Below are 6,648 nucleotides of genomic sequence, written 5' to 3' on the forward strand. Positions count from 1 at the left end.
GGGCAGGATATGAGGACTGTTAATGCGTTCATTTATAAAATACTAATGCCCAATTATAGAAATTTTTTTCCGTTATTTTCCGTTCACAATAACTAAAATTTTTTGGTATATCTATTTTAAATCTTCATTTTTGCTAAAATTTTTATCATTATGGAGATTGCGGGTATTGCTTTACTAATCGTTATTTTAATAGTTCTGGTTATTTTATTATTGAAGAAACCGCAGGCTGCTCTTTCTATTATTTCGGTAGAAGACTTCGAAAGAACAAAAAGTGAAAATGAATCGTTAAAAATCAGCCTGGCCAAAGCCGACGAACGTGTTTCTAATTTATCTGCCGAAAAAGAGCACATTACTACGCTACTTAAACAAGAACAGCAACGCCTAATTGATGAGTTGCAGGCTGAGCGCGACCGGCTTGCCGATGCCAATCGCGAATTGGAAAGTACCAGGTCTTTTTACCTGGCCGAAAAAGAAAAACTTGCCGAACAGAAGCTAAATTTTGAGCAGTCACAAGAAAAATTAAACAAAGACTTTGAATTAATTGCCAATAAAATACTGGAGGAAAAATCGAGCAAATTTATTGAGCAGAACCGAACTAATTTGGTTATCATCTTAAATCCTTTAAAAGAAAATATTAAAGCTTTTGAAGATAAAGTAGAAAAGGTTTACAAAGCAGAATCGGATGAAAGAAATACACTGAAAGGTGTAATTTCATTATTAATGGATCAAAGTAAACAGATTCAGGAAGATGCCAATAATTTAACCAAAGCTTTAAAAGGCGATAGTAAAAAGCAAGGAAATTGGGGGGAAGTGATTTTGGAAAAGGTTTTGGAACGCTCAGGTTTAGTACGCGATCAGGAATACCGCATTCAAGCCTCACATATATCCGCCGAAGGCGGTCGGTACCAGCCCGATGTAGTGATTGACCTACCAGATGATAAACACCTGGTAGTCGATGCTAAGGTATCTCTGATTGCTTATGAGCGTTCTGTATCAGCTGAGAGCGATGAAGAGCGTGAAGGCTATGTAAAACAGCATTTAGCCTCTATTAAGAACCACATCCAGGAACTATCTTCAAAAAATTACCAGGATTTATATAAAATCAATTCTCCGGATTTTGTTTTGCTGTTTGTACCGATCGAATCTTCTTTCAGCATTGCGGTTCAAAAAGATGCTGAACTTTTCAATTTTGCCTGGGACAGAAGGGTAGTAATTGTGAGTCCCTCAACATTATTGGCCACTTTACGCACCATTGCCAGCATGTGGAAACAGGAGCGCCAAAACCGGAATGTAATGGAAATTGCCCGTTTAAGCGGCAGTATGTACGATAAGTTTGTAGGCTTTATTTCAGATATGGAAAATATTGGCAAACACATCAAAAATGGGCAGGATGCTTACGATAAAGCCATTAACAAATTATCAGTGGGTTCGGGAAATTTAACAAACACTTCTGAAAAGATTAAAAAATTAGGAGCAAAGACCACCAAACAGATTGATACTAAGTATTTGGATGTTAATGAAGATTAGAATATTTACCCTTTATCAGTGAGTAGAGTAGTTATTTAAACTTAGAGCCGTCACCCTGAATTTATTTCAGGGTCTATTTTACAGAAAAGATGCTGAAATAAATTCAGCATGACGATCGCGTTAGACAAAAGAGCTAAAAAAAATTTGCATTAATAAAGACTAATTTGCAAAAATAGTAATTGTTAAAGAAATTTATATTTCTTAGCAATATCGACTACAAAGTAAAATCGTCATCTCGACTGAAATGCAGTGGAATGGAGAGATCTGCCTACAAAGATTTCTCGACTTCGTTGCACTCCGCTCGAAATGACGACCTATTTTTATTTATTAAAAGCATTCCAACCCTGAGCCTTCAGTTCGTGTACTTTTTCTGATTTAGAAACCATTTTACAACCCGAGTTTTTATCGGTAACATGTCCAATCACAGTAATATCTACATCATGTTTCAGTTTTTTATAATCATCCTGACTAATGGTAAACAATAACTCATAATCTTCACCACCACTTAAAGCACAAACCGTTGGATCTAAACCTAATTCACGCGCAGTTTCATAAGTCATTGGATCTAAAGGAATTTTCTCCTCGTAAATGGTCATTCCTTTATCTGATTGTTCTGCCAAATGTAAAATTTCGGAAGCTAAACCATCCGAAACATCGATCATCGAAGTTGGTTTGATATTCATTTCATCTAAAAGTGCAATAATATCCATCCTTGCTTCTGGTTTCAATTGTCTTTCGATGATATAATCTTTACCCTCTAAATCTGGTTGGATCTGTGGATTTTCCAAATAGATTAACTTCTCTCTTTCTAAAATCTGCAGGCCTAAATAAGCGCCACCCAAATCGCCAGAAACACACAATAAATCATGTTCTTGAGCGCCATTTCGGTACACCACTTTATCTGCATCGGCATAACCTATACTGGTAATACTGATTACCAGGCCTTGCTTGCTTGATGAAGTATCTCCACCAATTAAATCAATGTTATATTTGTTGCAAGCTAGTTCGATTCCCTTATAAATTTCTTCGACAGCCTCTAAAGGAAATTTACTCGATAAACCCAGCGAAACTGTAATCTGACTTGCTTTTCCGTTCATGGCATAAATATCACTCAAATTTACCTGAACAGCTTTGTAACCTAAGTGCATTAAAGGCACATAAGCCAAGTCGAAATGGATTCCTTCCAGCAATAAATCAGTCGAAATTAAGGTCTGTTTTCCTTTGGCATCTAAAACAGCAGCATCATCGCCAACACCTTTTACCGAATAATCGTTTTTAATTTTAAAATTAGTAGTTAGGTGTTTAATCAACCCAAATTCGCCTAATTCATTAATATCTGTACGCTCTTTATTTTCAAACATATGCAATAGTTAGGGGCGAAGCCCCCGATTTTTATTTTTTAAAATCAATTGTCATTCTGAGCATAGCGAAGAATCTTTAACTGCACCAGCTGGTATTTCATAGCTTGCAGATCCTTCCTGCGTCAGGATGACAAATCCTTACTTTCCATCCAATTCCTACCTTCGGTAAACCTGGCAATTAACATGGCCGCAACATTATCGCCAGTAGCATTTAACAAGGTAGCCATTGGATCTACCAGAGTTCCAATAATCATAGCTGGTGGTAGCGCCTCTGGTGGTAATTGGTAAGCCGAAATCATTAATAATTCGCCAATATAACCGCCATTTGGTATTCCACCTTCTACAATACTCACTAAAACAGTAATACCCAGTGCCAAAATAATGGTATCAACATGTACTAAATCCTTACCAAAAATGGCAAAAACAACAGCAATTTTAACAATAGAGCTAATACTCGAACCATCCTTATGCAAGGTTGAACCTAATGGAATCGTCACATTGGTAATGTAATCGGGTACGCCCATTTTTCGCGCACCATCTAAATTTGCCGGAATAGTGGCAATACTGCTACAGGTTCCGATTGAAGTTAAAGATGGCACAATGTTATTTTTCCAAAATACTTTTATCGCTTTAAATCCACCTGCAACAAAAGCATATAGGGTAAAAAAAACGATAAAATAAAATGCACCTACGCCATAGTATAAACCTAAAGCTTTGGCATAAGTTCCAAAAAGCTGTGGACCGAAAACCCCAACCTGATAAGCAAAATAAGCACCCAAACCGATTGGGCCAAGTTTCATAATCAAAATGATGAGTTTTTTCATCACTTCATTGCCCGATACCAAGAAGTTCTTAAATGCATCGCCTTCTTTACCAGAATATAGCGTAGAAAAACCAACCAGTACTGAAAAAATAATCAATGCAAGCATATTTTTTCTACTTCCTATCTCGAAAAATTCTCCTACGGTTAAAAGTTGGGTCATTTGTTCGCCAAACGACTGGATTTTTTCAGGTTCAGTTGGTAAAGGCGTGTTTCCTAATTGCTGATGGATAGGAAAAATCCAGGTAGCAACCAAGGTTAAAACCGCAGAAATGAGTATGGTAGAAAGAAAGACCAAAACCATAATGGTTAATAATCTTCCTAACTTTTTTGTTCTATCTATATTCGCAATTGCTGAAGAAACCGCAAAAAATACCAATGGAATAACAGCTGTAAACAACAGGTTTAAAAATATATCGCCTAATGGTTTTATACTTTCAACGCTTTTCCCAAAAATTAAGCCCACAATACTTCCAACAGTTATTCCTGCCAAAAGCCATAATAAGCCTGAGTAATTTTTAAGGATGTTGTTTTTTTCCATAATCTAAGATTAGACATCCGAAGTTTTGCTGGCCCTAAGCTCCTGTAAACTTCGGATGTCTTTATGCATTATAATCCCAATTCTGCAGAAATATCAAGCATGCGCTGTATCGGTTTACGGGCAAGTTCAATAATATGCTCAGGTACAGTTACTTCTGGCAAACCATTTTTAATACATAAATATAGTTTTTCTAAAGTATTTCTTTTCATGTATGGGCAATCGTTACAGGCACAGCTGTTATTCGGCGGCGCCGGAATAAATGTTTTTGTTGGATTTGCCTTTTCCATCTGGTGGATAATTCCACTTTCGGTAGCTACAATAAATTCTGTAGCCGGATTGGTAATGGTATATTTTAGAAGCCCGGTTGTTGAACCGATATAATCGGCCATTTTCAAAACCACTTCTTCACATTCCGGATGCGCAATAAATTTAGCGTTCGGATGGCGTTCTTTTAGTTTTGTAATTTTCTCCTGCGAAAAAATTTCATGTACCATACAGGCACCATTCCACAATACCAAATCGCGCCCGGTTTTCTTTGCTACATAAGCACCTAAATTTCGATCGGGACCGAAGATTATTTTTTGGTCTTTAGGTAAACTCTCTACAATCTGAACGGCATTCGTACTTGTACAAACAATATCACTTAAAGCTTTTAGTTCAGCAGTACAGTTTACATAAGTGATGACCAGGTGATCTGGATATTTTTCTTTAAACTTTCTAAACAGATGGGGCGGACAACTATCTGCTAATGAGCATCCTGCTTTTACATCTGGTAATAGAACCGTTTTATCAGGCGATAAAATCTTTGCTGTTTCGGCCATAAAATGCACGCCAGCAAACACAATTACATCAGCATCTGTTTTTGCTGCTTCTTGCGACAGTCCTAAACTATCGCCAATATAATCTGCAATATCCTGAATATCAGGTTCTTGATAGTAATGTGCAAGAATAATGGCATTCTTTTCCTTTTTTAATTTCTCAATCTCAGCAAAAAGATCGAGTGTAGGATCAATTTCTTCTTCTGCGAAACCTTTTTTATTGATTTCTTCTAAGACATCTATGTTCATTTTAAAATTTTCCTTTTTTGAATTTTGACGTTGGCCAAAGATAAAGCTTTCAACGTCTCAATAATTAATAAGTATTTTTAAATAAATAAATCTTGTTTGTTTATTAGTGTGTTAGTATTGTTGGCAAGTTTCGAAAAAAAGTTCTTTTATATAAGTTGTTAATCGTTTACTAACATTTAGATTACATTTCTCTAATATCATGAATTTGATTTTCAGCACTATCGAAAAGTCACTCAATTTTTATCAATACCCGAATGTTAATTGTTTATAAGTGGGTAAAAAGTTAATTACTTGTACAAAGGTGCTCAAAAATTACTTAAAAGATTGTGGCAAATTGTCTTTTTAGAGTAGCTTTAAACATTCAAATTTATTTGTTAGGATAATTTAGACACAGAGTTAACATTTATCAACTAGTTGTTAACATCGTGGATAATTAAATGTTTTTATTAATGAGGAAAGTAGATTTTCTGGTAATTGGTTCAGGTATAGCGGGTTTGAGTTTTGCACTTAAGGCAGCAAAGTTTGGTAAGGTTTTAATTGTTACTAAGTCGAACGAAGACGAATCGAATACAAAATACGCTCAGGGCGGTGTTGCGGTTGTGGTAGATAAAGGTGATTCTTTTGAGAAACATATCGATGATACTTTGATTGCCGGCGATGGATTATGTGATGAAAAAATTGTGGAAATCGTTGTAAAAGAGGGGCCTCAGCGTATTCAGGAGATCATTGATTATGGYATAAACTTCGATAAGGATAACTCCGGTTTCTATGATTTAGCCAAGGAGGGAGGACACTCTGAACACCGTGTTTTGCACTACAAAGACATCACCGGATACGAGATTGAGCGGGTATTGCTGAATGAAATTCATGAGAATAACAACATAGAGATATTAACACATTACTTTGCGCTGGAGTTAATTACCCAGCATCACCTGGGTGAGTTTGTTGATAAACGTACCGAAGATATCAACTGTTATGGTGTATATGCCTTTAACACAGAGCTTAACGATGTGGAAAAGATTGTGGCAAATGTGACTGTGATGGCTTCGGGTGGTGCCGGACATGTATATTCGGCCACAACAAATCCGGTTATTGCAACAGGCGATGGTATGGCAATGGTTTACCGTGCAAAAGGAAAGGTAAGGAATATGGAGTTTATTCAGTTCCATCCCACTGCTTTGTATCATCCTGGAGAGTACCCATCGTTCTTAATATCAGAAGCTGTTAGGGGTTTTGGTGGTGTTTTAAGACGGAAGAATGGTGAGGAATTTATGCATGAATATGATGAGCGTAAATCTTTGGCACCACGTGATATAGTAGCCCGTGCGGTAG

At 36.6% G+C, this 6,648-nt stretch carries 5 protein-coding genes; 2 read left to right on the plus strand and 3 right to left on the minus strand.

The window, feature by feature from the left end; genetic code table 11:
* Positions 1-150 precede the first annotated feature (150 nt).
* On the plus strand, positions 151-1,527 hold the full coding sequence (locus AC1DPQ_RS13725) for a DNA recombination protein RmuC (RefSeq protein ID WP_477609770.1): 1,377 nt from the start codon (positions 151-153) through the stop codon (positions 1,525-1,527).
* A gap of 320 nt (positions 1,528-1,847) precedes the next feature.
* Here the strand turns inward: AC1DPQ_RS13725 and thiL are convergent, their stop codons facing one another.
* The 3 genes from thiL to nadA all read right to left on the minus strand — a co-directional run bounded on the left by thiL (position 1,848) and on the right by nadA (position 5,316).
* A complete protein-coding gene (gene thiL, locus AC1DPQ_RS13730; protein WP_477586106.1) occupies positions 1,848-2,888 on the minus strand; it encodes a thiamine-phosphate kinase in 1,041 nt (346 codons plus the stop codon).
* A 122-nt stretch (positions 2,889-3,010) separates the two neighbouring features.
* Positions 3,011-4,249, minus strand: coding sequence for a dicarboxylate/amino acid:cation symporter (locus AC1DPQ_RS13735; protein WP_477609772.1), 1,239 nt, complete (start codon positions 4,247-4,249; stop codon positions 3,011-3,013).
* 68 nt (positions 4,250-4,317) lie between these two features.
* The gene (gene nadA, locus AC1DPQ_RS13740; RefSeq protein ID WP_057931002.1) at positions 4,318-5,316 is read right to left on the minus strand and encodes a quinolinate synthase NadA; all 999 of its coding nucleotides are present in this window, start codon (positions 5,314-5,316) and stop codon (positions 4,318-4,320) included.
* 449 nt (positions 5,317-5,765) lie between these two features.
* On the opposite strand from nadA, the gene AC1DPQ_RS13745 reads away from it, so the two are divergent.
* Positions 5,766-6,648: L-aspartate oxidase (locus AC1DPQ_RS13745; RefSeq protein ID WP_477609774.1), on the plus strand; the 883-nt coding region annotated here is incomplete at its 3' end.

Source organism: Pedobacter sp. 01T416_2 (genome assembly GCF_056398925.1).